Raw genomic sequence first — 25,548 nt, forward strand, 5'->3', positions numbered from 1 at the left:
CAGCAAGGCGTACAAATTTGCCAATGCATTATAGACTAATCTTGCCATTGAAAGTGTCAATATACAATTGCTTTAAACGCACCACTGTCATGACATATATCATGATGTGGTTTATTCAAAATACATAGACCCGCCCAGTCGAGCTAACCATTCAAATAACTGCAAAGTAAATATGGTTAATTGACCTTTTATTTGTTTTAGATCATCAAAAGTGTAATTAGCAATCTATGCGTACCCACTTGAGGTATTTTACCTTTCATTAATTTAGGATGAACTTTATAATCGGGTTTAATAATAAAGTATGTTTAAGGACTACCCATGCGTCGGGGTCAGCAAATAAAGAATGAAGAGGTTACTTTTTCACAGCACCAAGAATTGGTCTCTACAACAGATTTACGTGGTGTGATCACTTATGCTAATGACGCTTTTTGCGCAATAGCAGGCTACACATTAGAAGAGTTGATGGGTAAAAACCATAACATTGTTCGCCACCCTGACATGCCCAAAGCTGCATTTAAAGAAATGTGGGAAAAGCTAAAAGCAGGCCACTCATGGCGTGGAATGGTTAAAAACCTCTGTAAAGACGGTCGTTATTATTGGGTTGACGCTTTTGTTACCCCTATTTTTGAACACGGTCAATTAGTTGGCTATCAATCTGTCCGCAGCAAGCCGACACAACAATTAAAACAGCGCGCCACTGAATTTTATAAAAAAATAAATGCTGGAAAGTCACTCACTTCATACCGTGAATTAGTTAGTGTAAGGCAAACATGTGCGTTGATCATCACGTTACTGGGTTTAACTCTGTTAGCTGTGACTATATCTGTTACTGCAGCCCTTGTTGCAGTGTTATTTTGTAGCGCTATTGTTTTCCTCAATTATGACGAACTGATTGTAACTCCCAATTTATTAAAGCAGCAAAAGGCTGAGTTTGATTCTGTCTCACGCTATGTTTACGTAGGCACTCACCCATTTAGTATTAGCGAATACAATCGTGAGATGCTCAATGCAAAACTACGCACAGTGCTTGGCAGAATAAAAGATGCCACCATAACATTTAACGGTATAGCGTCTAATTTAGATAACCAGTCGTCACTTACAGAGCAAGGTATTTCGGCGCAAGGTCAACGCCTAAGCCAAATAGCGACGGCAATGTCGCAAATGAGCACAACAATTGGAGAGATCTCCACAAGCACTCAAAATACCGCTGAACAAGTTAATGTAACCTACCAAAGCTGCTCTGATATTAAAGTTCACATTGCTGATAACAGCTCAATGGTGTCAGAACTTGCATCTCAAGTAGAGCAAGCGGCTAGCACTGCAAATGCATTAGCAACAGAGGCTGATAAAATTGGTCAAGTAATGACTGAGATTGAAGGCATTGCTGAACAAACCAATTTATTGGCTTTAAATGCTGCAATTGAAGCTGCACGCGCAGGTGAACATGGCCGCGGCTTTGCTGTAGTAGCTGATGAAGTGCGTGCACTTTCTTCACGTACCCAACGTGCAACATCGCAAATTCACAGCTCAATTAAAGAAATTCAAGACACTTTGTTTAGTTGGTCAACAGTGATGAAAAATACAAAATCCCAGGCCGATGAATGTGTAAATACAACTGGCCATACGCAAATAGAGCTTGATAGCATTTTTGCTCAGATAAGCGAAATATCACAATTAGCCACACAAATATCAGCCGCAGCACAGCAGCAACAAGCGGTCAGTGGTGATATTGGTGAGAACGTAAAACAAATTAAAGGATTTAGTGATGAAAACCTCGCTTTAAGCTTTAATGTAGCTAAAGATGCGGCTCAGCTAGTTGAAGGTTCACGTAAAGTGAATGATATTTTGCTTACTTTTAAAGTTTAAATTATGGTTTATTAGGATGTTAAAGCCTGATTTTAGAGCTTTATTTTTAACTTTACATTAGGGCGTGTTGACCTTTTTGTGGATTGAAATTTGTTCAGTCTTGGGGCGATTTAATCGCGGCGCGAGGTTTGTAACCTAGCGAGCTAAATAAAAATAGAACAACAAAAAGTTATGACCAGCACGTGCGCTGGTCATAACTTTATTACTTATTTAGCGTGTTGTGAATACTAAACCATTTTCATCAGCGTCTATTACTATCATGTCTCCACTTTGATATTCACCAGCGAGTAGCTTCTGAGACAGTGGGTTTTCAATTGTGTGCTGGATTGCTCGTTTAAGCGGTCTTGCACCATAAACTGGGTCAAACCCGCTAGCAGCAATTCGTTCAAGTGCAGCATCACTAATGTTTAACAAATACCCCATTGCTGTAAGTCGCTCGCGTAATTTGCTCAGTTGAATATCTGCAATCTCTTTGATGTGCTCATTCGCTAGGGGATGAAATACGACAGTTTCATCAATACGGTTTATGAACTCAGGTCTAAATTCATTAACGAGTACACCCATTACTTTTTCTTTCAAGGCACTGTAATCATTACTACCTGTTTGTTCTTGGATGATATCGGAGCCTAAATTAGAAGTCATGATAATCACCGTATTTTTAAAATCAACGGTTCGACCTTGCCCATCCGTTAAGCGACCATCATCCAATACTTGTAGTAAAATATTGAATACGTCAGGGTGCGCTTTTTCAATTTCATCAAGCAAAATGACTGAATATGGGCGGCGTCGTACAGCTTCGGTCAAGTAGCCACCCTCTTCATAACCTACATAACCAGGAGGCGCGCCAACTAAACGTGCTACTGAGTGTTTTTCCATAAACTCTGACATATCAATACGCACCATTGCACTCTCAGTGTCAAACATATATGTTGCTAACGCTTTTGTCAGTTCGGTTTTACCGACTCCGGTTGGCCCTAAAAATAAGAATGAACCAATTGGTCTATTTGGATCAGCAAGCCCTGCGCGTGAGCGCCTAATCGCATTAGATACGGCAATAACGGCTTCGTCCTGCCCGATTACTTTTGCATGCAGATGATCTTCCATTTGCAGTAACTTTTCTCGCTCACCTTGAAGCATTTTTGAGACCGGGATCCCCGTCCAACGCGATAAAATTTCAGCAATCTCATCTTCGCCAACCTGATTTTTGAGTAAACTCATATCTTGCATTTCAGCTTGCGACGCTAAATCAAGTTTACGCTCTAAATCAGGGATGCGACCATACTGGAGTTCAGACATACGTTGTAAATCAGTTGCTCTGCGGGCAACATCTAAATCTAAACGAGCTTGTTCTAGTTCTGCTTTTATAACTTGGGTGCCTTGAAGTGATGCTTTTTCGGCATTCCACACTTCATCAAGCTCACGGTATTGGGCTTCAAGGTCTGTGATCAATTCCTGCATTTCACTTCGACGCTTTTGGCTTGCGTCATCTTTTTCTTTCGCTAACGCATTGTCTTCTAATTTAAGTTGAATAATACGACGCTCCAACTTATCTAAAGACTCTGGCTTTGAATCAATCTGTAGACGAATAGACGAACCTGCTTCGTCAATTAAATCAATAGCTTTATCTGGTAGTTGGCGATCACTAATATAGCGGTGCGACAAATGTGCAGCAGCAACAATGGCCGGATCGGTAATATCAACGCAGTGATGAAGCTCATAACGCTCTTTTAATCCACGTAAAATCGCTATTGTGTCTTCGACTGAAGGCTCTTCAACTAAGACTTTTTGAAAACGACGCTCTAAAGCTGCATCTTTTTCAATGTACTTACGGTATTCATCAAGCGTTGTTGCACCTACGCAATGTAATTCACCTCGTGCTAAAGCAGGTTTTAACATGTTCCCTGCATCCATTGCACCATCGCTCTTTCCTGCGCCCACCATAGTATGAATTTCATCTATAAATAAAATCACTTGGCCTTCTTCTTTAGCCAATTCATTAAGAACTGATTTTAATCGTTCTTCAAACTCACCTCTATACTTGGCACCAGCCACCAGCGCCCCTAAATCAAGTGACAACACACGTTTGTTTTTTAACCCTTCGGGCACTTCACCATTAATGATACGCTGCGCTAGTCCTTCGGCAATCGCCGTTTTACCGACGCCTGGCTCACCAATTAGAACGGGGTTATTCTTAGTGCGTCGTTGTAGTACTTGAATTGTACGACGAATTTCATCGTCACGACCTATAACAGGGTCTAACTTACCTTGCTCAGCGCGTTCGGTTAAATCTATGGTGAATTTTTTCAATGCTTGGCGTGTTTCTTCAGCATTTGGATCATCCACTTTTTGGCCACCTCGAATCGCTTTAATTGCCGCTTCAATTTTTGTCGCGGTCATATTCAAGGCACGGAAAATATCACCTAACGGTCCTTTATCTTCACAGGCAGCTAATACAAATAATTCGCTCGAGATATATTTGTCTTTACGTTTTTGTGCATATTTATCACATAAGTTAATCAGTGAAACCATGTTATTCGATAACTGTACGTCACCACCAACACCTTCCACTTTAAAGAGTTTTTCTATCTCTTGGGATAATTTAGTATTGAGCTCATCGGCACTCACACTCGCTTGAGCGAGTAATGCACGCACACTTGAACCGCTTTGCTGAAGCAATGAGTACATTAAGTGCACAGGTTCAATAAATTGATGATCGCGACCTAGAGCAAGAGACTGAGCATCTGAGAGCGCAGATTGAAATTTACTGGTAAATCGATCTAAACGCATAATGAGATAACCTATAAAAAAACTAATTGTTTAATTAATGGGTATGTTGGGTGGTTTGTTCAAGGTTTAGCAAAAAATATAATCATGAATATGAGTGTAGTTAGAGGTTATTTGCGCCAGATCAAGCTTGCCATTCGTCCTGTCTGCCTATCGCGGCGATATGAAAAAAATGATTCGGCCTGGCTTACGGTGCAATATTCACCGCCACTGATAGTATTTACACCTAACTGCATCAATTGAATACGGGCAATAGCGTAAATATCAGCTAAATATTTGCCATTATTGGTTTCTTTAAATGCGTATTCATAGGCATCTGATTGCTCACAAAATGCAGCTCTTACTTCACTGCCTACTTCAAACTTTAATGCACCAATTGCAGGCCCTAACCATGCAATGATGTTATTTTTTGATGCCGAGAATTGAGCAATCGTATTCGCCATAATACCTGCATTTAAACCACGCCAGCCACCATGTATTGCGGCAACTTCATTACCACACGATGACGTCAACAATATAGGGAGACAATCTGCCGTCATAATTGCTAAAGGCTGATTCTGCAAAGATGTATAAAGTGCATCTGCATCTCGTACTGTTAATGGATCAAAGTGTTTATCAACGACGACAACCTCAGCGCTATGTACTTGATTTAACCAAATCGGCGGATTTGGCAATAGCTGATCTAATAAATGGCGATTTGCTAATACCACTTGCCGATCATCACCCACATGAAGCCCTAAGTTTAAACTTGAAAAAGGGGCACGCGATAGACCCCCGTCACGAGTTGTACTTAATGCACCAACATTTGTTGGTGCTGACCAATTGGGTGAAAGCATTAACTAAGCTTAATAATCAATATTTGGGTTTGCTTTCGTATCTTCACGTAGCACGTGCGTCATCGCAACCATGTCATCAGGAATAGGTGCCTGCCATGTCATCATCTCACCAGTAATTGGATGAGCAATACTTAACTTAACAGCATGCAAAGCTTGACGATTAAACTCACGTAGCATTTGGAATAACTCAGGTGTTGCTCCTTTTGGTGGACGTGGACGGCCGCCATATGCTTTGTCGCCTATTAATGGGTGATTAATAAATGCCATATGAACACGAATTTGGTGAGTTCGTCCTGTTTCTAAACGCAGACGTAATCGCGTGTGCGCACGAAACTTTTCAGCAACGCGAAAATGCGTAATTGCAGGTTTACCCTGCTCATGAACAGCCATGTGTGTACGCTGTGTAGGGTGACGAGCAATTGGTTTTTCAACCATGCCACCTGCTGTCATCGTACCATTACAAATTGCTTCGTATTCACGCGTGAAATTCTCGCGCTTTTGCAAGGCTTTAACTAAATGTGTTTGCGCCTGAATAGTTTTAGCTACCACCATTAAACCGGTCGTATCTTTATCTAGACGGTGCACAATACCTGCACGTGGAACGTTAATAATATCAGGATGATGATGCAATAATGCATTAAGCACAGTGCCATCAGGATTACCAGCTCCAGGGTGCACAACTAAACCCATAGGTTTATTGATAACTAAAATATCATCATCTTCATAAACGATGTTTAATTTGATATCTTGTGCGAGGTATTCACGTGGTGCTTCAATACTCGTTTCAACATTAACGACTTCTCCGCCAAAGAGTTTTTCGCGTGGAGTGTTGAAAACTTCACCATCAACGGTGATTTTATCATCCAAGATCCACGTTTTTATACGTGAACGTGAATAATCAGGGAACAATTGTGCTAATACTTGGTCTAGACGTTTACCGCCTAACTCAGTTGGTACATCGGCTTGAAGAGAAATTTGCTCTGTCATTAGTAACTTTACCCAATTTACCAGTGCAAGCTGCGCTCGACTGGGTTAGAATCGCTTTTAATAAAAGCATTATATAATAAGTATAGTTTACTCGGTTTTACCCACTTGGCCTAGCCGAAGACATCGAAGGTAACAAATAAAATGATAAATAGAATAGGGAAACGTGCATTCGCCATTGTTTTTACAGTTTCATTGCTTGGTTTAGGGGCTTGTTCGTCAGCACCAGATGAAGAAGATATCCAACGCGTACCAAATAAATCTGCACAAGCACTTTATGAAGATGCGAAACAAACTCTCGATTCAGGCTTATACGCACGTGCAATTGAACTTTTAAGTGCTATAGATTCACGCTACCCGTTTGGCCCAATGTCAAAACAGGTGCAATTAGATTTGGTGTTTGCTCATTATCAAGCTGGAAATACTGAGCAGGCATTAGCAACAATAGACCGTTTCATTCGCCTTAACCCAAACCACAAAGATTTAGACTACATGTACTATATGCGTGGCTTGGTAAATATTAAAGCGGATGAAAATGCTTTCCAAGAATATTTTGGTGTTGACAGAGCTGACCGTGATGCAAACCGAACTCGTGTTGCATTTACTGATTTATCAACTTTAGTTAATCGCTTTCCTGATAGCGGTTATGCACCTGAGGCAAAACGCCGCTTAGTATGGTTGCTAAATAAAATGGCACGCTATGAACTTAAAGTAGCCGATTATTATTACGAACGAGAAGCATATCTAGCTGCAGCTAACCGTGGTAAATATGTTGTTGAACATTATTCACAAAGTAGCTATCTAGATGAAGCTCTGGAGATGATGGAAAAAAGCTATGAAAAGCTTGGTTTACCAGAGTTAAGTAAGCATGCAAGAATGACTCGCGAACTAAATAAAAATAAGTAGATTATTTCCAAACACACTCTAACGTGTTTGTAATAAATACAAAAAAGGCGCTACTTGATACAAGTAGCGCCTTTTTTAATGGATGAGTAATACCAATCGACTTAAATGTTTAACCATTCTAGCGGACTAAATAAAGCACTAACTGCGTTAGTCATTTTTCATGTACGACTGCATGGATGCAGGAGCTAGAGCAATGCCGGAGCAATTGCCGAGAACAACACCATGTCAAAGTTTCTGCCTTGTTATCACTGTATTTATCTTTCGCTATAAATGACCATTAACTTAACACAATTGGTATAACGTCTAAATTGCTTCTTCATCTTCTTCCGCTGTACGGATACGAACAACACGTTCAACGTCAGTTACAAAAATCTTACCGTCACCAATCTTGCCCGTTTGCGCTGTTTTGACAATAACTTCAATAGCACGGTCTACATCTTCATCCGTTAGTACAATGTCTAATTTTACTTTAGGTAGAAAATCAACCATGTACTCAGCACCACGATACAATTCAGTGTGCCCTTTTTGACGACCGAAGCCTTTAACTTCGCTTACTGTCATGCCTGTAATACCAACTTCTGATAATGCTTCTCGTACATCATCAAGTTTAAAAGGCTTAATTATTGCTTCAATTTTTTTCATTGTTTGTTGCTACTCATAATTCCCATTTGCATCGATTTTAGACAATCCTGCATCCCATAGCAAACAAAGCAATTGAATTACGATGATTTAATCGCCAGCAGTGGTATGATTGAGCAACAGATTACAGCTATAATAAATAATAACTTGTTAAGATCACCCAATCATAAGAACTTAACTAGCGTCAGAGGTGTATATGAAAAATAAGCAACACGGCTTTACATTACTAGAGTTAATAGTAACAATTTCAATTGTGGGCATTATAGCGGCTATCGCCATTTGGAATAGCAGTGATATGCTCGAAAAAAACCGCGCAGAAAACTTTTTATTAGAGTTAAAAAGAAACCTTAACTTTGCACGTGCAAAAGCAACAAGTACCGACGAAATCGTGGTTGTATGCCCTGCACAATACAACCAAGTAAAAAAAGGCAAGGCTACTTTTGGTTGTAAAAACAAATGGGATAAGAACAAAATAATTGTTGTATTTGTTGATAGTGACAACGATGGTGACTACGACTCAGATACAGACACATTACTTAGAGTGATGGAGAAAATGCCTGATAATAACAAATTAAGCTTTACTGGAGGGAAAAGGTTGGCATTTGACACCAGCGGCCGAATAACTACTAGCGTCGGGAAATTTACTTACTGCCCAGATCAAGATAATAAAAATAATAAAGCGTTGGAAATAACCCAGTCAGGCACAACATTGTATAACGGTGATACTAACACAACATGTAATTAAATTTCACAACTCAACTTGCAACTATTTTCGGGTCAGCTAACCTTAATATAACTGTAACATTGAGAGCTTCACGGATGAAGAATTTAAACAAGCTATTGAACTGCTTTGGCACTTCTCTTATTGAAATGATGACAACATTAGCTCTTTTAGCAATTATTTGCCATTTAGCTTTATTCCACTTTCAGCCATTACTGGTAAAAAACCGTCTTGATAATCACACTGCTAAGGTAAATAGAGCCTTGGGGTTATCACGTCTTAATGCTATTGCTTATAACTCAAATATTACATTATGTGGATTAGCAAATAATAAATGCGATCAGCAATTATGGCATAAAGAAATTACAGTTTTTACTGATTCAAATGATATTGGCGTTTTAGATGGTACAGATACAGCACTTTTTACAATTGAATCAACACACCAGCAAGATATGTTAACCTACCCCCGACGCTCAGTCACTTTTAGAAATGACGGCACACCCATGGGCTTTAATAATGGTACTTTTATATTTTGCCCAGAATATAAAAAAGCAAACCTTGATGGGCTTGCTATTTCAGTGAGCTACACAGGAAGAATTCGCACTAAAGATACAAAAAAATGTCAGAAATGAAAAGTAATTTAACCAAATCTCACGTGCCACGCACGGATATATAATAAGTAAATTCAACACTGTTAGTGTTGAATTTACTTATTAGGGATGGAGCTAACATCACGAGTTCTGGTTACTTACCCCAGCATCGTGAATGGTCAGCACTGCCCGTTGATGTTTTTAAACCTGTGTCATCAATTGTTAGTGTTTTGCACTCATCATCTTTAAGTGTAGGCCCTGCTACTGGCGTGGCCGTAAAGCTAAACGTACCGGCGGCATTATCTCTTTCAACCGTAATTTTATAAAAGCCGTGCTCCGTAGGTGTAGTCACACCAATATCAGTTAATGTGTCTGTGTATTGGCGGTTATCAACAAAGAATTGCTCTTGCCTATTTGCAGCATCTAGCAAAGCCGTCACAGCTTCAGTCCGAGCAGTACGTTTTACATGCTCAAAATAACTAGGTAAAGCAACTGAAGCAATAATACCCAATATAGCAACGGTGATCATAAGCTCTATCAAGGTAAATCCCGCTAATTTTCTTCTATTTTTCATTATCATTGACTTCCCGCTTATAAATATACGTTTGTTGAGTTTCAAAACCAAACCCAATAGGAACTGCATCACTTACCAGTTTTATCTTACCATTCTCATCAATAGTTATACCCGGGCCTGATACCTTTTCAGGAACAAACGGATTATCTTTATCCCCGCTATTTTCACTTACTTTAATCCCAGGCCCTATTAATAAGAATTGGCTTACTGTTTCTTTGATCTCCCCCCCGTAATCACAGAAGCCATCAAGATCAAAATCTTTACATGATGGATCTCCATCAGGAGGAGTTCCATCATCACACGTACCATCAGAGTCTGAATCGGTACAAGACTGCTTTTCATCACAAAATCCATCAAGGTCTACATCAGGACAATTCTCTATTTCACCAAAATAAAGCTGCGGTGTGTCAGGTACATCGTTACTAGTCACAAAGCTAAGTTGCTCATATACTTTCGTTCCATAATGTAGGTGGAAGGCATATAACGATCCTTTGCCTCCACTTAATGAACATTGATTTACTGTCTCAGTCGCAGATGCTGGCGTAAAACTAGTAAAATAAGCAACTCCACCTATAACCGTTGCTGCTGCTAATGATTTCTCACCGGCTCCTGGCAAATCATAATACCAACCACTAAATTTGCTCAGTTCAATTTCTTTCTTGGTAAATGCATCAATATCATTGAGTGCGTTACCAAATGGATCTGAATTCATATTCATGAGCTTTGCGGTCGTGATAAGTTCTGGAACGTCTGTATCTTTGAATGATTGAGTTACTGTATTGGTATCGCGAATCATATAAAGCTGATCTTGTGTTAATGTACCTGTTGGTTTCGATCTGTTACCACTACCAACTAAAACGGCATCAAATGGAGTGTCTAAACGCGTGACAATTGTTGAACCATTTATGGTTGTGTTAGTTACTTTACTAAACATAGTGCGCGCAACCATTGGCTTGTAGAAAAAACGTCTATCGCCAGATGATGTTCCACCTAATTTAGCAAGTTCAAAGTGTGTCCACGGGTTTTTGCTATCCGTTGGGCTATCGCTCGGCATATCAATACGCCAAATACTTCCGGCTGTATCCGTAGCATAAACACGATCGATATAACCATCGTAATCAGAATCTAGTGTCGTTACATCAGCTGCGATACTGTGCTTACCTTTAAACCCAGTACTTGGGCTTAATTCCCATATAAGCGCCCCTGTTTCCGCATCAATAATATAAATTCCACGACCCTTACTATCATTACTTAAAGAGACATTGTCTTTATTAATATCATAACCGGCTCCAAAAATAAGCACAGGCTTTCCTTTGTGACCTTTAATATACGACACAATAGGTGCTGACCATGATTGAGCAAGCTCTGTAAAGCTGCCTGTTCCGCCCTGGATAGGGCCTCCCCACATAAGCTTAGGCGAATCTGGGTTTGTGATATCAAGCGCATAATAGTTTGTCCCACCACGGCGCATTCCAAAGAAAGCCCATACTTTATCACTTCCATTGACAACCCCATCACGGTCTGCATCATTAAAAAATACAGTGATGGGTCCATCAATACCGTATTTCTTTACGCTTGGTTGATTTTTGCGTATTGGGTCAATAATTTTATATACGCTGCTGGGAATAAATGCCCAGCTTTCACTAATCGTATCCCCTGCTTCACTCGCTTTATCTTGAAACATATGTAAAAAGCCAGCATTTGTTCCAATCAAAATACGTACATCATCATTGCCATAATCAATCGTTACTGGTTTTGAGTGTAGTGGGTCGCCAAAAATATCATCTCTTTGATCAGTACTTGAACTATCTCCATCTTCATTATCAACATCGATACCTCGCGCCCAGTCAATAGTTTTTTGTAACTCAGAGGTACTTACACCAAATGCTGCCGCGGCCTTATTGTCATTTCCGTATGCATTAGACACTTTATCTTTTGTGAATGCGATTAACCCAGCAGACCCTGCATCAGTAAGTAATTTTCGGCCACCTGTGGCTAGGGTTGTCAGCATTAGATTAACCCCCCCACTTTGCACTGAATTACCATCAGCGGGAACATTACTTGGTAACCAAAAAGTTCGCGCATCCTTTTTTATAAGACCTTCCGCATTGAGTGCTTCTTTATCTGATGAATCAAGGATTTTAGAGCCTGATACTTTTAACTTTTTTAAATTACCGCGCCAACGAGCTCCCTTTTCAGGGTAAAACATTGCATAATATATCGAATCCCGACTACGTGTTTGATCAACATTATTACTAGCCACTGCTGGAGAAGTAAATGTATCGTTTACCGCTCTTATATTTGTAATGAATTTTTTAAATGCATCAGATAGTTGCTCTGCCGTATCCGCATGTTTATATTGACCACCACCAAGCTCAGCAGTTTTTTCTAATAATGCTTTACCACTTGCGCTCATACCTGACCCAAAGCCAACTGTATAAACCCGCCCTAAGTCATGTACTTTAGGTGTGCTTGGGTATAAATCAATAACAACATTTTCATCGGCTTCGCCATTATCAATCCCATGTATTGACTTAGCTAATGCGGGTAAATAGTTATTACTTACTGTTTGAGGGTATGTTTTAAAATGGCTTTTATAAAGGTTCCTTATATCGGTATTTTTACCTGAGTCATTTGATGGATCACCATCGGTCATCATAATGATACTAACAGAGTTATCACAGCGTGGCGGTTTACCTGCAGCTGGTTTAAATGGTGAAATATAATAACTCCCAGATTCAGCAGAGTAGTCCCTATTTCTTGTATTTCTACCGTACTCAACCTGTTTGCCTGATATATAAAGATAAGCTTCCCATAAGGTTTCGCTCAAAGGCGTTGCACCATCAGCCGGTAACCGGTTTATTTGGTTAATGAGCGTGGTTCTATTTGAGCCCATTTTAGCTAAAACATACCCGCCTGAGCTGCCATTAAAACGCATTAACCCAAAATCTATATCTTCATTGTCATTGACAAGCTGAGTCATAGCATCTCTAGCAACACCTAAACGACTATCGCTGCATAAAATGTAGCCACGATTATAACCACAACTTCGCCCTGTACTCGTAGAAAAAGCCATACTACCCGATGTATCAAATACTAATAATACACGAGGATTTTCAGTAATCTCTACATCATGGTTCACATATAGTTCAATATCTTCAGCATAACTTTGGACACTAAAAAAAGTGACAGTAGCTAGCATAGTTTTTATAAATAACAACTTAAGTTTCATCGTATTCCTCGCTTAGCCACCAGTGTTTAAACTTGCCATTTCTTGGGCAATCCCAGAGACAACAGTAAGTGTATGCTTACTTTTTGTGCCATAATTAATAGTTGTACTCACTTGTACCATATTGCATGCCATACCCTCAGTAAAATCAAATTTACGCGGGCAAGGTAAGTCAAGTGGCCCATTATTTAAATTAATCATTGAGCTAGTGGTGTTTCCAATCCTATCTAGCGCCATGCCACCTTCAGGGATCTGTACCTTAGTAAACAAGAACCTATTTGCACCCTTTCGTGCTGATTCATTTGCAATAACCCTTTGCACAGTACCAATTAAAACGTTTTCAGCCTCTTCGCGCTCAAAAGCAGCATTTGTAATTTTAATATCAATGCTGCTGCTACTCATTAAGGTAACTGCTATACCTGTCACCGCAACAACCATTATTAAAGCAATCACTAGCACTACACCTTGCTGGTTTGAGTGTGATGTTAAATTCGCCATAAATTAGCTCCTATGTTATTTAAACGAATAGTCGTTGTAAAAAGAGCGCGGCGAAATCTATCATCGAACACTAAAACCCTTTGATTTGCATCTTCGCCTAATGTGTAAGTTTGGTTGGTCTGTTTGAGATCATTATCTTGTTGTAATGCACGTACTAACACAAATACTTGAACTGTGAGTATTGCTCGACGATTTTCCCAGTCAGTACTTGTCATATTTTCAACACTGCGGTAACTATCAACGCGTTGGTCGTTATTTGTATCTAAACCAAATAGAAAGCGAATATTCTCAACTCCTTCCATAATAGTTTCATTGACCATCCCTCCACCTGGGGTCAACCTTTGTCGCCGTAAAGCGGGCACAGTTACTGACTGGTTATTTAATTGAAACGTTGTCTCTCCAACATAGTAGACATGATGACGATACCGCCAAATAGTGGCATTACCATTAATATCTCCTGCATTAACAACCCCCCTGTTAAACTTTGCTTGCTCTTGCTCTGCTATAAAATAATAATGATTTGCTGTCGTATTACCTGGCTCTATTTGTAAGCCCTCTAAAAACTTAACTTGTAAAATATCGCTATCTGTTCTCGTATTCGGGGCGCAATTTAGCTGCTCGCCCCCTGTAGATTCAATAGCATAAATAGAACGAAAATTACTATTATCTACATAGTTTGGAAAACTGCCATTATTAGGACCTTCAGAACAATCACCTCCTGGGTTTGGGAGCGTTTGTGTATTTACATCAGTAAAAGAGTTCTCATAATAAGTTCCCCAAAAGCCAACTTGCTCAATATCGCGCTGCATAATATTGAGCGCTAAGCGCCCTGTTTCCTGAAGTTCGCCTATGGTCATAGTGTCGCGAGTGGTTACCTTCATGCTAATGTAAGTAAACATTACTCCACCTAACACTAAGCCACCAATAAACAGCGAAACCATCATCTCTACTAAGGTAAAACCTGTCTGTCTCATTTACGTGGTCCTTAAATACATATAACTTTCAAGTACAACAATACGGCGTTTTTTATTAGCATCACCACAGACGATATCGTCTGGTGCTTTAACCGCACTGAGTGCCTCTCGCCCTTGCCAACTGATAACTACTTGTAATGAAAATGCATTTGCCTTGCCGCCAACGCCGGCTGTATTATTAATACAAACGGTTGCGTCATCTAATGTTCCAGTATTTTCTCTAGCTTGAATCGCTCTGATCCATTGTTGGCGATCAAGTGCTGCAATTTGCGCTGCTGTGCATGTATTTGTATAACAATGTCGCTGCTGATTTAACGCCGTATCACTTGTAAATGTCCCATTATAACGCCCAGCAAAACCGGCACTATCGTTTGCGCGCATACGTTGAATAATATCGTTTCCTAATGCCACAGCAGCGGCACGTTGCATTGAATCAAAACTCGCTTTTTTAGCCGTCGCTTGTAATGCCACAGCACCAAGTAAACCAAAGCTTAAGATTACGAAAGCAATTAATACTTCAATAAGTGTAAACCCTCGTAGAGATGAAGGGTGTGCTGAGCCCATAAGTACGCCTAATAAAAAATATCGTACGATAAGAATAATCTAACAAGGAGGGAATACAAGAAGGGTTAGGATGAAAGGTTATTTTTGTTGATAAACGGTTAACGCTATTTGCAATGAGTAACCTAAAGTTGCTCTTTTACCACTTTGTAAGCTCGCCGACTTACTGGTAGTAAATGAGTGCAATTTTTAAGCTCCACTACATGGCTACCATCTTCAGCTTTTTTCAATGCATGCAACTGCGATCGATTAATCAATATCTTACGGTGGATCTGTAAAAGTTCCACGGGAAAGTCTGATACTAGCTGCTTCAAGCTTTGATCGATGATTGCCTCCCCGTCATCAAAAATAATCCGTGTATATTTCTCTTCAGAAATAATGTAATAAACTTTTTCCAACGCTATTACTCGACTAACCCCCGCTAACTGGTAACTTATTGTCGCTGTTTTTTTCTTTTGCATATGAGCTCGAGTTACTCGTCCTATTTGCTCTAGCGTTTTCGCTAAATTTTGCTCAGTCACTGGTTTCACAAGATATCCTGCAGCTGATAGCTGTAATGCCTCTAGCGCATGTTCAGGATGAGCCGTCACAAATACTATCGCTGGCGGTACAGCGAGTAGGTTAAGCTCGTTTGCAACTTCTAAACCATTTAATCCGGGCATATCGACATCCAAAAAAACTAAGTCAGCAACCCACGACTGCATCAATTCTAATGCTTGCGTACCGTTACTTGCTTCTCGGTGACTGCTTAAATCGGGGTATATAGCAAGTAAGCGCTTTAGACGTGAGCGAGCCAATGCTTCATCATCAACGATTAATACTTTCATGGGAAACCCTTTAAGTCTAATACATGCCTAGGCAAAACGAGTTTCACTCGAAAAGTGTCATTGCGTGTTGTAACTACCAACTTTCCTTTCCCTTGATAATAAATGTCTAACCGTTGACGAATGTTCTCCAGCGCCATACCATTCCCAGGACGTTTATTCACACCTTCAAAAATAGGGTTTGATACCAAAATAGTCAACGATTGAGTGCTAAGCAACAACTCTATATTTATTACAGCCCCTGTTACTGAAGGTTCAACTCCATGGCACACGGCATTTTCAATCAAAGGTTGCAATGTTAAACATGGTATTTTCAGCGCAGGTAACTGCTGAGGGATATGCCAATTTACTTGTAAGCGCTCTGAAAACCGCCAAGTTTCCAAAGCTATATACTGTTTTGTTAGATTAATTTCATCTTCTAATAAAGTGCTTTTTCCGACTTTCATCGCAGCTTGCGATAAAGCAGCCAAGGCCAGAATTGCTTGCTCTGCAGCTAATGGATCATAATGGGTCAATTCGGCTGCTGTATTTAAACTATTATATAAAAAGTGTGGACGAATACGTGCCTGCAATGCATCAAGTTCAGCTCTCGCTAATGCATTGGTTTGCTGTTCTTTTTCATAGTGGATAATTAAAAATTGAATAAACAATGCTGCAACTAAAAATACCATTAGTAGGTTTTTTAATAAAAACTCGTAGGGGTTTTGCAGCGCAATATAATCATTTGTAAACTCAGTAAAAAGCAGACTAAACAAAGCGGTAGTTAATAATAAAGATGCCATTAATGCACATAACTGAGGTGTTTGATTTAGTCTTTGAAGCCGTTTACGTAAAAGATAAAGCCAAGTAAGGCTAAATAAAAAGGTGAGATGTAAAAAAAGGCTAATAGCCCCTAAACGAATCCAAATTGCATCAGCCGTCGCTGGAGCAAACGCTAAAATAGTCGCTATAACTTGTCCTACAACAAGTGTAGCCAGTACTCCACGCTCTTTAAAAAGAGCCGCAAAAAGCAAAACATTGGGTTGCAATTGTTTGCTCATCCGGCTCTCCTTTAAAGGTTGTTATAGGCTTAACGCAATTCAACCGGTACTGCAAAGACAATATTCTCTTCTTCGCCCGGGTTTTCAATAACCTGTTTACCACCAAGTTCTTTTAAGCAGTTTATTACTTGTTGCACAAGAACCTCAGGGGCTGAAGCACCCGCTGTTACACCCACCGCATTTGCCTTTTCAAACCAATGCTTTTCAACATTACTTGCATCATCAATTAAATAAGCGGTTGTGCCCATTTTATCTGCAAGTTCACGTAAGCGGTTGGAGTTAGAACTATTTTTTGCACCAACAACGAGCAATACGTCTACTTTATCTGCCAAGTCACGAACAGCATCTTGACGGTTTTGTGTCGCATAACAAATATCGTCTTTTCGTGGACCATTAATTGCGGGATACTTTGCGCGCAAAGCATCAATTACATCAGCAGTATCATCCACTGATAATGTCGTTTGGCTGCAATAAAATAAATTGTTAGGGTTTTTAACATTAAGATTAGCAACATCATCAGTCGTTTCGACTAAATAAATACCGCCATCATCATTATCGTATTGCCCCATTGTTCCCTCAACTTCAGGGTGGCCATGATGACCTATCAAAATACACTCAATACCCTTACGGCTTGCGCGCGTAACTTCCATGTGTACCTTGGTAACTAGCGGGCAAGTGGCATCAAAAACTTTTAGCTCTCTGCGCTTTGCTTCGCTGCGAACAGCTTGAGACACACCATGCGCACTAAAAATAACAATGCTATCGTCTGGCACTTGATCTAGCTCTTCAACAAATACCGCACCACGTCTTTTAAGGCCGTCAACAACATAACGGTTATGTACAACTTCGTGGCGAACGTAAATTGGCTTTTCAAAGATATCTAACGCACGCTCTACGATACTAATTGCTCGATCTACACCGGCACAAAAACCACGTGGATTTGCTAAAAGAATATCCATTAGCCATTTACCTCTAAAATTTCTACTTCAAAGGTTAATCGCTGACCCGCTAGAGGGTGGTTAAAGTCAATTGTTACTGACTCCCCCTGCACTTCACGCACAAGCCCTGGTAACTCTGTACCATCAGGTTGCGTAAAAGCAATAATTGAACCGACTTTTGCAGGTGTCTCTGGGCCAAATTTACTGCGATCAACGTAATAAATGTTATCAGGGTTAGGCTGCCCAAATGCATCTTCTGGTTCAAGTTCAAATGATTTGCTCTCACCTGATGCCAAACCAAATAAACATTTTTCAAAGTTTGCCGTTAAGCTACCATCGCCCATAACAAGCTTTGCCGGCTTATTATGAACTTTGGTTGAATCAGCTGCTGAGCCATCAGACAATTTAATCGAAAAATGAAATATCACTTGTGAGTTTTCACCAATCACCGATTGACTCATGCTTTTTGCTCCTTTGGACTTTCGCCTGTAAAGGCATCATATAATAGTAGCGCTGCACCTACACAAATTGCACTGTCGGCAATGTTGAACGCTGGAAAATCCCAGTTTTGGTAGTAAAAATGAAGAAAGTCAATTACATAGCCATATGTCATACGGTCATATAAGTTACCTATCGCTCCTGCTAATACTAACGAATAAGCACCGCACAATACTTTATTAGTGGCTGGTAGACGTTTTAACCACCAAATAAGTAATACACTAATTGATATAGCTATAATGCTTAAAAACCAACGCTGCCAACCACCCGCTTCACTTAAGAAGCTAAATGCCGCGCCATAGTTATGGACATACGTTAGATTAAAAAAAGGCAAAATATCAATCGAATCATATAGATTCATGGTTTTAACAACCAGTGTTTTGCTGGCAAAGTCTGCTACTAAAAGTAGCAAACTTAACCAAAGCCACACTAAACCACTTTTTTGGGCTAGTTTGCTCACTTAAAACTCCTATGCGAACTGGCGCTTTTCACCTTCGCCATTTACGTTACTCACGCAACGACCACAAATTTCAGGGTGTTCTGGATCAGTCCCTACATCATCACAGTAATGCCAACAACGCTCACACTTTTTAGCATCTGTCGCTGAAACGCTAATATACAAGCCTTCAATTTCTGTTGCTTGAGTGCCATCTGGTTGGGCATCAACAGCCGTTACAGTTACCTGTGAGGTCAAAAATACAAAGCGTAGTTCATCACCAAGTGCTAATAGCTTATTTGTAAGTTCTGTACTTGCATATAAAGCGACATTAGCTTGTAATGTTGCACCGATAACTTCTTCTTTACGTGCACCTTCAAGAACGCGGTTTACTTCATCACGTACTGTTAGAATTGTTAACCAATCATCATTACTAAATTGACCTTCACTAACAGCCTTTAAGCCATCATACCAAACTGATGTAAATACATATTGATCACGTTCACCTGGTAACGCTTCCCAAATTTCTTGCGCTGTAAAACTCATGATTGGCGCCATCCAGCGCGTCATTGCTTCGGCAATATGATACAAAGCAGTTTGACACGAACGACGTGCATGACTATCGCTCTTCGCTGTATATTGGCGATCTTTGATTACGTCTAAATAGAAAGAGCCAAGTTCACCAGTACAGAAGTTCATTAGCTTTTGCGTCACTTGTAGCATTTGGTAGCTATCGTACGCGGCTAAAATTTCATCTTGTAACTGTGCTGCACGACCAACAATCCAACGATCAAGCTCAACCATATCATCAATAGCAACTTGGTCAGTTTTAGGATCAAAACCACTTAGGTTGGCTAATAAATAACGGCTAGTATTACGAATACGACGGTAGCGATCAGCTGAACGTTTAAATATCTCATCTGATACCGTCATTTCTGCGGTGTAATCAGTTGAGGCAACCCATAAACGTAAAATATCTGCGCCTAGTTTGTTCATCACATTTTGTGGTGAAATAACATTACCTAATGATTTTGACATCTTACGGCCATTCTCATCCACGGTAAAACCGTGAGTAAGCACTTGGCGATAAGGCGCATGTCCATTAATAGCAACTGACGTCATCATTGATGACATAAACCAACCACGATGTTGATCTGAACCTTCAAGGTATAAATCTGCTGGGCCAACTAAATCTTCACGGGCATCAACAACACATGCGTGAGATACACCTGAGTCAAACCATACATCAAGTGTATCTTGCACTTTCATGTATTGCTGAGCATCAGCTTCGCCAAGCAATGTTGCAGGTTCTAAGTCATACCATGCTTGAATACCTGACTTTTCAACCAGTTGAGCTGCTTTTTCAATCAATGCTTGTGTATCTGGATGAAGCGAGCCAGTGTCTTTATCTACAAATAAAGCGATTGGTACGCCCCACGTACGTTGACGTGAAATACACCAGTCTGGGCGACCTTCAACCATGTTAGCAATACGGCTTTCGCCCCATTCAGGTAGCCACTGCGTGTTTTTAATCTCAGCCAATGAATCTTGACGTAAATTAGCCTGATCCATACTGACAAACCACTGCGGCGTAGCACGAAAAATTATTGGCGTTTTATGGCGCCAACAATGTGGGTAACTGTGCGTCAATGCATGATGATGCAATAAAGCATTACGTTCAGTCAGTACATCAACAACGCTCGCGTTTGCTTTAAATACGTGTTGGCCGGCAAATAACTCGGTATCAGGTAAATAAACACCATTTGCGCCTACTGGGTTCGCAACTTCTAAACCGTATTGTAAACCTGCCACGAAATCTTCTTGGCCGTGACCTGGTGCGGTATGAACAATACCAGTACCTGAATCAGTTGTTACATGTTCTGCGACAATGACTGGCACGTTAAAATCATAAAACGGATGAGCTACCTGTAAGTTTTCAAGCGCTGCACCTTTTACATAACCTAATACGTGGTAATGATTAAAGCCATATCGATCCATTGCATCTTTTACAAGTTCTGAGCCTAAAATCAAACGCTGCGTAGCGCCTTCATCATCAACTTGTACTAGTGCATATTCTAAATCAGCATGTACTGCAACCGCGCGGTTAGCTGGCAGTGTCCAAGGAGTTGTTGTCCAGATAGCCGTACTTACAGTGCCTGAGCCTTCATGCCCTTCGTTTAAATCAAAGGCATTAACAACGCCCGCTTGATCAACAAATTCAAAACGTACATCAATAGCCGGTGATTGTTTATCTTGGTACTCAACTTCTGCTTCAGCCAATGCTGAACCACAATCAGTACACCAATGCACAGGTTTAGCACCTTTGTGTAGATGACCTTTTTCGATAATGCGACCAAGCACACGGATGGCGTTGGCTTCAAAATCAAAATTCATCGTTAAATACGGTTTATCCCAATCAGCAAATACACCTAGGCGTTTAAAATCAACTTTTTGACCTTCAACTTGCTTTTTAGCGTAAGCACGACATTTTTCACGAAACTCAGCAGCCGTCACTTTCACACCCGGCTTACCAACTTTCTTCTCTACCATTAATTCAATTGGTAAACCATGACAGTCCCAACCTGGTACATAAGGCGCATCAAAATCAGATAACGTTTTTGATTTAACAATGATGTCTTTTAGAATTTTATTTACTGAATGGCCTAAATGAATATCGCCGTTTGCGTACGGAGGGCCGTCATGCAAAATAAAGGTTTTTTTACCTTTTTTAGCGTTGCGAATTTGACCATATAGGTCTTCTTCATACCATGTTTTAAGCATTTTTGGCTCACGTTGTGCCAAATTGCCGCGCATTGGAAACGTCGTTTCCGGTAAATTCAAAGTATGCTTGTAGTCGCTCATTAATCCTAGTTTCCGTATCGGCTACCTAATTTAAACCAAAACACTGTTTAGCGGCAGCAACATCAGTTGCTATTTGTACCGTCAATTGTGTTAATGTCTCGAATTTTTTCTCATCGCGAAGTTTTTCAATCAACTCCACGTGCATAAACTGTCCGTAAATATCTTGCGCAAAGTCGAACAAATGAACTTCTAATAATGCGCGTGTTCCATTAAATGTGGGTTTGTTGCCAATATTTGCAACCCCATACACTTTTTTATCGTTTAACGTTACTTGCACCGCAAATACCCCATTCACTGGGCATACTTGACGCTTTAATGCGATATTCGCAGTCCTAAAACCTAGCTCTCGCCCGCGTTTCCAGCCATGAATAACACGCCCTGATATTGCATAATCATGGCCTAACATCGCTTTAGCTTGCACTAACTGACCTTCAGCTAATGCTTGGCGGATCAAAGTGCTGCTTACTCTAGCATTTAATTGGCGAAAACTCGCGGTGCTTTTTACATCCATATGAGCCGCTTGACCCATTTTTGTCAGTAAATTAAAGTCACCTTGGCGTCTTTTCCCAAAGCGAAAATCATCGCCTACGGTTAACGCTTTAACGCCAAGCTTATTGATCAATATATCTGTCACAAATTGCTCAGCTTGCATATTGGCAAATTGTTGATTAAAACTAATGCAAATAACGCGTTCAACACCTAATTCCTTGAGCAAACGTAGTTTGTCTCGTAATCGTGTTAATCGAGCCGGCGCATTGTCTTTAGCAAAAAACTCTTGCGGCTGTGGTTCAAATAACATCACCGTGCTGGGCAAATTATATTTTTTAGCGTCATTGAGTAACCCATTGAGTACTTCAGCATGCCCTAAATGCACGCCATCGAAATTACCAATGGTCAACACACAGCCGTAATGCTGCGTGCGAATATTGTGAATACCTCTAATTAACTCCATGCCAACTAATGCCTTTGTAAGCGTTATGTACCGAGTAAAATTTCACTTGGGTTACAGAATCATCAATTATACCCAAACCACCTCAAGATGCGAGTTTCAGTTGGTTATATAAATCGTTTTTTTTACTTCATTAAAGCGTTGTAACACTTTTTATCGTTTTCAATCGTACACCGAACAAAAACAAGGTCAAAAAATACACGAACCCAGCAAGTACCAATAAACCACCTAATAAAATCACTTGCTCTGTGAAGTGCCATTGCTGCCACATAAATTGTGTTGAGGTGTACCAAACAACAGCCCCCATAATCAATGCTCCTATGCCGCATTTAGTAAAAAACACTAAACTAAAACGAGAGAATTGATATACCTGCTCTTTGCTTAATTGGCGATACAGTAAATACGCATTACAGCTAGCGGACATTGATGTTGCCAACGCTAACCCTAAATAACCAATAAAAGGGGCTAGCATGATATTGAACACCATGTTCAATACTAAGGTGATAATACCTATACGCACAGGGGTCTTGGTATCTTGGCGAGCATAAAAACCGGGCGCTAACACTTTAATTAGCATAAAACTAACGAGCCCGACCGAGTAAGCCATAACACCGAAACTTACAGCCTGAACATGGTCAATATTGTCATCTTTAAATGCACCATGATCAAATAAAACCGAAATGATCAACGGACTGATAATCATCAGGCCAACCATCGCTGGCAGCCCTAAAAATATCACAAACCGCACTCCCCAGTCTAAGGTGTGCTGAAAATCGCTGCCTTTATCACTACTATGTAATTTAGACAACGCAGGCAAAATAACCGTTGCGATACCAATCCCAAATAAACCCAACGGAAACTCAATTAATCTATCGGAGTAATACAACCAAGCGATTGATCCTGTCATCAACAAAGAAGCGATTACTGTATCTAGTAGTAAATTAATTTGACTAATAGATACACCAAATAATGCTGGCAACATCAACTTGCGTACTTTTTTTACATTTTCATCCTGCCATGCCCAGCGTGGTTTACTGAGCATTCTAGCTCGATACAAAAATGGCAATTGAAACAACAACTGCACCACCCCACCTACAAACACACCAATGGCAAGTGAATAGGCACCGACAGAAAACTTATCATGTAAAAAATATGCACATGTGATAATCGAAATATTCAATAAAACAGGTGTAAATGCAGCAACCGCAAAACGGTTATAAACATTCATTAACGCACCGCTAAGTGCAACAAGGCTAACAAAAAACAAGTAGGGAAACGTTAATTTTAGTAAGCTGCTCGCTAATTCAAACTTTTCAGCATCTGGGCCACCTTGCCACCAATCAATAAACCAACCAGTACCAAAAAGTCCGGCAATAATTGGCGATGCGATTACACCAATCATGGTGACGATCAGTAAAATAGTCCCTAATGTCCCCGCTGCTTGGGCGACAAAAAGACGAACTTTATCATCACCTTGTTGTTCTTTTATTTCAGATAATACCGGCACAAACGCTTGAGCAAATGCGCCTTCAGCAAATAAACGTCGTAAAAAATTTGGGATGCGATTAGCGAATAAAAAAACGTCGGCTGCGGCTCCGGCTCCCAATAAGTTGGCTACCACCGCATCTCGCACTAATCCTAAAATACGCGATATCATTGTCATTGCACTTACAATCATACCAGAACGAAATAATCCTTTTGCCACCTTAAACTCGCTGTAAAACAATTAAGAAAGGTAATTATGCCTAAAATCTACTGAAAGCACTAGGCTGAGACCACGGGCTTTGTTACAATAGCGATATTAACTGCTAGAGCGGCAACAAATTGATGTTCGTTATTAAGGAGCAGTTTTTCTTGTTATGTCAATTTTTTATTGACATTCATGATTAAAAAAGGCATATTCCACGGCCTTTAAATTAAGCTTATTTTTAAGATTGTTAGGAGCAAACCTTGGCTAACATCAAGTCTGCAAAAAAACGCGCTATCACTAGCGAAAAGAACCGTCAACACAACGCAAGCCGTCGTTCAATGATGCGTACATACTTCAAAAAAGTACTTGTTGCTATTGAAGCTGGCGACAAGGAAGCTGCACAGCAAGCTTTCGCTGTTGCAACACCTATTTTAGACCGTTACGCAACTAAAGGTCTAATTCACAAAAATAAAGCAGCTCGTCATAAGAGCCGCATAGCAGCTAAGATTAAAGCGCTATAATTTATTTTTGCTAGAATATAAAAAACCGGCCTCGGCCGGTTTTTTTATATCTATTTTCTATGGCGCTGAAAAAATAACTCAATAATTTTTAACGCAGCCTAAAGAGTTATTTAATTCACTAGATAATTTGTTATGCGTAATTTTGATATGACTTTAGATTAGGCTATGACTAATTCAGGGTAAAACTTTTTCAACATTGCGGCTATTTTTTTCGGTGTAAATGGTTTTACAACAAACCCTTTAGCGCCTTTATCAATCGCATCTTTTACATTCTCTACCGTAGAATGAGCTGAAACCATCACCACATTTGTCTCAGGATTTATATCGTTTATTTGCGCGATAAGTTCTTTTCCATCGCCATCTGGTAATTCGATATCTAAAAATATAATGTTGTAACTCGCTGCATTACACGCGCTAATGCACTGCGCTGCTGTCGATGCTTCCCTAACGTTTTCAATACCTAAATGCATTAAAGTTTGATTTAAAAAGCTACGTACAGTGCCTACATCGTCCACTATCAAGATTGAAAGCTGCGTATTCATGGTTGATCCCCGTAGGTTATGAACTAGGTTTAAGTTATTATACTTGGGTATATACCTAATAACTTATTTCATTTTATAATCTCATT

23 protein-coding genes are annotated in these 25,548 nt (G+C 40.0%); 5 read left to right on the top strand and 18 right to left on the bottom strand.

Annotation, left to right across the window (positions count from 1 at the left end; all coding sequences use genetic code 11):
• The first annotated feature begins 318 nt into the window (after window positions 1–318).
• Window positions 319–1,866: a methyl-accepting chemotaxis protein gene (locus tag HJP15_RS13230; protein WP_170173964.1), complete on the top strand. Its 1,548-nt coding sequence runs from the start codon at window positions 319–321 to the stop codon at window positions 1,864–1,866.
• Window positions 1,867–2,076: 210 nt separating this feature from the next.
• On the opposite strand, the gene clpB is transcribed toward HJP15_RS13230, so the two are convergent.
• The 3 genes from clpB to rluD all read right to left on the bottom strand — a co-directional run bounded on the left by clpB (window position 2,077) and on the right by rluD (window position 6,473).
• On the bottom strand, window positions 2,077–4,653 hold the full coding sequence (gene clpB / locus HJP15_RS13235; protein WP_054205151.1) for an ATP-dependent chaperone ClpB: 2,577 nt from the start codon (window positions 4,651–4,653) through the stop codon (window positions 2,077–2,079).
• Between the two features lie 107 nt (window positions 4,654–4,760).
• Window positions 4,761–5,486, bottom strand: a complete 726-nt coding sequence (pgeF, locus tag HJP15_RS13240; RefSeq protein ID WP_170173965.1) for a peptidoglycan editing factor PgeF — start codon at window positions 5,484–5,486, stop codon at window positions 4,761–4,763.
• A 9-nt stretch (window positions 5,487–5,495) separates the two neighbouring features.
• Window positions 5,496–6,473, bottom strand: coding sequence for a 23S rRNA pseudouridine(1911/1915/1917) synthase RluD (rluD, locus tag HJP15_RS13245; RefSeq protein ID WP_170173966.1), 978 nt, complete (start codon window positions 6,471–6,473; stop codon window positions 5,496–5,498).
• A gap of 141 nt (window positions 6,474–6,614) precedes the next feature.
• Here rluD and HJP15_RS13250 point away from each other — a divergent pair, with 141 nt between their 5' ends.
• Complete coding sequence (locus HJP15_RS13250; protein ID WP_054205148.1) at window positions 6,615–7,376, top strand: outer membrane protein assembly factor BamD; 762 nt, start codon at window positions 6,615–6,617, stop codon at window positions 7,374–7,376.
• Window positions 7,377–7,679: 303 nt separating this feature from the next.
• Here the strand turns inward: HJP15_RS13250 and glnB are convergent, their stop codons facing one another.
• Window positions 7,680–8,018, bottom strand: a complete 339-nt coding sequence (gene glnB, locus HJP15_RS13255; protein WP_054205147.1) for a nitrogen regulatory protein P-II — start codon at window positions 8,016–8,018, stop codon at window positions 7,680–7,682.
• A gap of 193 nt (window positions 8,019–8,211) precedes the next feature.
• Here glnB and HJP15_RS13260 point away from each other — a divergent pair, with 193 nt between their 5' ends.
• Together HJP15_RS13260 and HJP15_RS13265 are read left to right on the top strand one after the other, a co-directional pair.
• The gene (locus tag HJP15_RS13260) at window positions 8,212–8,760 is read left to right on the top strand and encodes a GspH/FimT family pseudopilin (RefSeq protein WP_169328403.1); all 549 of its coding nucleotides are present in this window, start codon (window positions 8,212–8,214) and stop codon (window positions 8,758–8,760) included.
• A 74-nt stretch (window positions 8,761–8,834) separates the two neighbouring features.
• Complete coding sequence (locus tag HJP15_RS13265) at window positions 8,835–9,368, top strand: GspH/FimT family pseudopilin (protein ID WP_169328404.1); 534 nt, start codon at window positions 8,835–8,837, stop codon at window positions 9,366–9,368.
• Between the two features lie 112 nt (window positions 9,369–9,480).
• Here HJP15_RS13265 and HJP15_RS13270 read toward each other — a convergent pair whose 3' ends face one another.
• The 13 genes from HJP15_RS13270 to murJ form a co-directional block, all read right to left on the bottom strand.
• On the bottom strand, window positions 9,481–9,900 hold the full coding sequence (locus HJP15_RS13270; RefSeq protein WP_169328495.1) for a type IV pilin protein: 420 nt from the start codon (window positions 9,898–9,900) through the stop codon (window positions 9,481–9,483).
• Window positions 9,890–13,132 carry a pilus assembly protein gene (locus HJP15_RS13275; RefSeq protein WP_170173967.1) on the bottom strand — a complete coding sequence of 1,081 codons (3,243 nt, stop codon included), beginning with the start codon at window positions 13,130–13,132 and terminating at the stop codon, window positions 9,890–9,892. Before HJP15_RS13275 ends, HJP15_RS13270 begins: the two co-directional genes overlap by 11 nt.
• Window positions 13,133–13,144: 12 nt before the next feature.
• Window positions 13,145–13,627 (bottom strand): pilus assembly PilX family protein, encoded by a 483-nt coding sequence (locus tag HJP15_RS13280; RefSeq protein WP_170173968.1) that lies wholly within the window; start codon window positions 13,625–13,627, stop codon window positions 13,145–13,147.
• Window positions 13,615–14,601 (bottom strand): PilW family protein, encoded by a 987-nt coding sequence (locus tag HJP15_RS13285; RefSeq protein WP_169328498.1) that lies wholly within the window; start codon window positions 14,599–14,601, stop codon window positions 13,615–13,617. The genes HJP15_RS13280 and HJP15_RS13285 overlap by 13 nt, the downstream gene beginning before the upstream one ends.
• Window positions 14,602–15,165: a type IV pilus modification protein PilV gene (gene pilV / locus HJP15_RS13290; protein ID WP_169328499.1), complete on the bottom strand. Its 564-nt coding sequence runs from the start codon at window positions 15,163–15,165 to the stop codon at window positions 14,602–14,604. It abuts the gene before it with no gap.
• A 122-nt stretch (window positions 15,166–15,287) separates the two neighbouring features.
• Window positions 15,288–15,989, bottom strand: a complete 702-nt coding sequence (locus HJP15_RS13295; protein ID WP_170173969.1) for a LytR/AlgR family response regulator transcription factor — start codon at window positions 15,987–15,989, stop codon at window positions 15,288–15,290.
• Window positions 15,986–17,026: a sensor histidine kinase gene (locus HJP15_RS13300; RefSeq protein ID WP_054453315.1), complete on the bottom strand. Its 1,041-nt coding sequence runs from the start codon at window positions 17,024–17,026 to the stop codon at window positions 15,986–15,988. Before HJP15_RS13300 ends, HJP15_RS13295 begins: the two co-directional genes overlap by 4 nt.
• 29 nt (window positions 17,027–17,055) lie before the next feature.
• Window positions 17,056–17,985 carry a 4-hydroxy-3-methylbut-2-enyl diphosphate reductase gene (gene ispH / locus HJP15_RS13305; RefSeq protein WP_054205138.1) on the bottom strand — a complete coding sequence of 310 codons (930 nt, stop codon included), beginning with the start codon at window positions 17,983–17,985 and terminating at the stop codon, window positions 17,056–17,058.
• Window positions 17,985–18,425 (bottom strand): FKBP-type peptidyl-prolyl cis-trans isomerase, encoded by a 441-nt coding sequence (fkpB, locus tag HJP15_RS13310; protein ID WP_054205137.1) that lies wholly within the window; start codon window positions 18,423–18,425, stop codon window positions 17,985–17,987. Before fkpB ends, ispH begins: the two co-directional genes overlap by 1 nt.
• Window positions 18,422–18,922, bottom strand: coding sequence for a signal peptidase II (gene lspA / locus HJP15_RS13315; protein ID WP_054205136.1), 501 nt, complete (start codon window positions 18,920–18,922; stop codon window positions 18,422–18,424). Before lspA ends, fkpB begins: the two co-directional genes overlap by 4 nt.
• Before the next feature lie 9 nt (window positions 18,923–18,931).
• On the bottom strand, window positions 18,932–21,760 hold the full coding sequence (gene ileS / locus HJP15_RS13320; RefSeq protein WP_170173970.1) for an isoleucine--tRNA ligase: 2,829 nt from the start codon (window positions 21,758–21,760) through the stop codon (window positions 18,932–18,934).
• Window positions 21,761–21,785: 25 nt separating this feature from the next.
• Complete coding sequence (gene ribF, locus HJP15_RS13325; protein WP_054205134.1) at window positions 21,786–22,712, bottom strand: bifunctional riboflavin kinase/FAD synthetase; 927 nt, start codon at window positions 22,710–22,712, stop codon at window positions 21,786–21,788.
• 130 nt (window positions 22,713–22,842) lie between these two features.
• On the bottom strand, window positions 22,843–24,372 hold the full coding sequence (gene murJ / locus HJP15_RS13330) for a murein biosynthesis integral membrane protein MurJ (protein ID WP_502706987.1): 1,530 nt from the start codon (window positions 24,370–24,372) through the stop codon (window positions 22,843–22,845).
• 287 nt (window positions 24,373–24,659) lie between these two features.
• Between murJ and rpsT the strand changes: the two genes are divergently transcribed.
• Window positions 24,660–24,920: a 30S ribosomal protein S20 gene (gene rpsT, locus HJP15_RS13335; RefSeq protein WP_054205133.1), complete on the top strand. Its 261-nt coding sequence runs from the start codon at window positions 24,660–24,662 to the stop codon at window positions 24,918–24,920.
• A 158-nt stretch (window positions 24,921–25,078) separates the two neighbouring features.
• Here the strand turns inward: rpsT and HJP15_RS13340 are convergent, their stop codons facing one another.
• On the bottom strand, window positions 25,079–25,462 hold the full coding sequence (locus HJP15_RS13340; RefSeq protein WP_054205132.1) for a response regulator: 384 nt from the start codon (window positions 25,460–25,462) through the stop codon (window positions 25,079–25,081).
• Window positions 25,463–25,548: the final 86 nt, after the last annotated feature.

This window comes from Pseudoalteromonas sp. NEC-BIFX-2020_002, from assembly GCF_013002825.1.
Classification (GTDB): domain Bacteria; phylum Pseudomonadota; class Gammaproteobacteria; order Enterobacterales; family Alteromonadaceae; genus Pseudoalteromonas; species Pseudoalteromonas neustonica.